Source organism: Pseudoalteromonas sp. P1-9, from assembly GCF_001399975.1.
GTDB lineage: Bacteria > Pseudomonadota > Gammaproteobacteria > Enterobacterales > Alteromonadaceae > Pseudoalteromonas.
In genome coordinates this window covers 1-2,556 of the sequence record NZ_LKBD01000088.1, presented here as the reverse complement: position 1 = coordinate 2,556, position 2,556 = coordinate 1, and the positions used below count along the sequence as shown (strand labels likewise).

Annotated in this window: 1 rRNA gene; it reads left to right on the top strand. The window is 51.0% G+C overall.

What is annotated here, in order from left to right:
- Positions 1-2,537, top strand: a 23S ribosomal RNA gene (locus AN214_RS21595); the annotation flags it as partial.
- Positions 2,538-2,556 lie beyond the last annotated feature (19 nt).

Here is a 2,556-nt window from a genome sequence, read left to right as displayed (position 1 = left end):
AGTGAAATCGAGTAGGTCGGAGCACGTGAAACTTTGACTGAATATGGGGGGACCATCCTCCAAGGCTAAATACTCCCAACTGACCGATAGTGAACCAGTACCGTGAGGGAAAGGCGAAAAGAACCCCTGTGAGGGGAGTGAAATAGAACCTGAAACCGTATACGTACAAGCAGTAGGAGCAGATTCGTTCTGTGACTGCGTACCTTTTGTATAATGGGTCAGCGACTTATATTCAGTAGCGAGGTTAACCATTTAGGGGAGCCGTAGTGAAAGCGAGCGTTAACTGCGCGTTTAGTTGCTGGGTATAGACCCGAAACCCGGTGATCTAGCCATGGGCAGGTTGAAGGTCAGGTAACACTGACTGGAGGACCGAACCGACTATCGTTGAAAAGCTAGCGGATGACCTGTGGCTAGGAGTGAAAGGCTAATCAAACCGGGAGATAGCTGGTTCTCCCCGAAATCTATTTAGGTAGAGCCTCGGACGAATACTATTGGGGGTAGAGCACTGTTAAGGCTAGGGGGTCATCCCGACTTACCAACCCTTTGCAAACTCCGAATACCAATAAGTAATATCCGGGAGACACACGGCGGGTGCTAACGTCCGTCGTGGAGAGGGAAACAACCCAGACCGCCAGCTAAGGTCCCAAAGTGTATGTTAAGTGGGAAACGATGTGGAAAGGCCCAGACAGCCAGGAGGTTGGCTTAGAAGCAGCCATCCTTTAAAGAAAGCGTAATAGCTCACTGGTCGAGTCGGTCTGCGCGGAAGATGTAACGGGGCTAAACATACCACCGAAGCTGCGGCTGCGAATTTATTCGCGGGGTAGGGGAGCGTTCTGTAAGCTGTTGAAGGTGTACCGGGAGGTATGCTGGAGGTATCAGAAGTGCGAATGCTGACATGAGTAACGATAATGCGGGTGAAAAACCCGCACGCCGGAAGACCAAGGGTTCCTATCCCATGCTAATCAGGGTAGGGTGAGTCGACCCCTAAGGCGAGGCCGAAAGGCGTAGTCGATGGGAAACGGGTTAATATTCCCGTACTTGGAATAATTGCGATGGGGGGACGGAGCAGGCTAAACAAGCATGGCGTTGGTTGTCCATGTGAAAGTATGTAGGCTTGAAACTTAGGTAAATCCGGGTTTCTTTAAGGCTGAGATACGAGACGAGCATCTACGGATGTGAAGTTGTTGATGCCATACTTCCAGGAAAAGCCTCTAAGCTTCAGATTATTTCGAATCGTACCCCAAACCGACACAGGTGGTCAGGTAGAGAATACTAAGGCGCTTGAGAGAACTCGGGTGAAGGAACTAGGCAAAATTGTACCGTAACTTCGGGAGAAGGTACGCTCTTATCTGTGATGAGACTTGCTCTCTAAGCGGACGAGAGTCGCAGTGACTAGGTGGCTGGGACTGTTTATTAAAAACACAGCACTCTGCAAAATCGAAAGATGACGTATAGGGTGTGACACCTGCCCGGTGCCGGAAGGTTAATTGATGGGGTTAGCTTCGGCGAAGCTCTTGATCGAAGCCCCGGTAAACGGCGGCCGTAACTATAACGGTCCTAAGGTAGCGAAATTCCTTGTCGGGTAAGTTCCGACCTGCACGAATGGTGTAACCATGGCCACGCTGTCTCCACCCGAGACTCAGTGAAATTGAAATCGCAGTGAAGATGCTGTGTACCCGCGGCTAGACGGAAAGACCCCGTGAACCTTTACTACAGCTTGGCACTGAACATTGACCCTACATGTGTAGGATAGGTGGGAGGCTTTGAAACACAGTCGCTAGATTGTGTGGAGCCGTCCTTGAAATACCACCCTTGTAGTGTTGATGTTCTAACATAGGCCCCTGAATCGGGGTTGTGGACAGTGCCTGGTGGGTAGTTTGACTGGGGCGGTCTCCTCCCAAAGAGTAACGGAGGAGCACGAAGGTTTGCTAAGTACGGTCGGACATCGTACGGTTAGTGTAATGGTAGAAGCAAGCTTAACTGCGAGACAGACACGTCGAGCAGGTACGAAAGTAGGTCATAGTGATCCGGTGGTTCTGAATGGAAGGGCCATCGCTCAACGGATAAAAGGTACTCCGGGGATAACAGGCTGATACCGCCCAAGAGTTCATATCGACGGCGGTGTTTGGCACCTCGATGTCGGCTCATCACATCCTGGGGCTGAAGTCGGTCCCAAGGGTATGGCTGTTCGCCATTTAAAGTGGTACGCGAGCTGGGTTTAGAACGTCGTGAGACAGTTCGGTCCCTATCTGCCGTGGGCGTTTGAGAATTGAGAGGGGCTGCTCCTAGTACGAGAGGACCGGAGTGGACGAACCGCTGGTGTTCGGGTTGTGATGCCAATTGCATTGCCCGGTAGCTACGTTCGGAATCGATAACCGCTGAAAGCATCTAAGCGGGAAGCGAGCCTCGAGATGAGTTCTCACTTTAACTTGAGTTAACTGAAGGGCCGTTGAAGACTACAACGTTGATAGGCAGGATGTGGAAGTGGTGTGAGCCATTAAGCTAACCTGTACTAATTACCCGTGAGGCTTAACCATACAACGCCAAAGTGGTTTA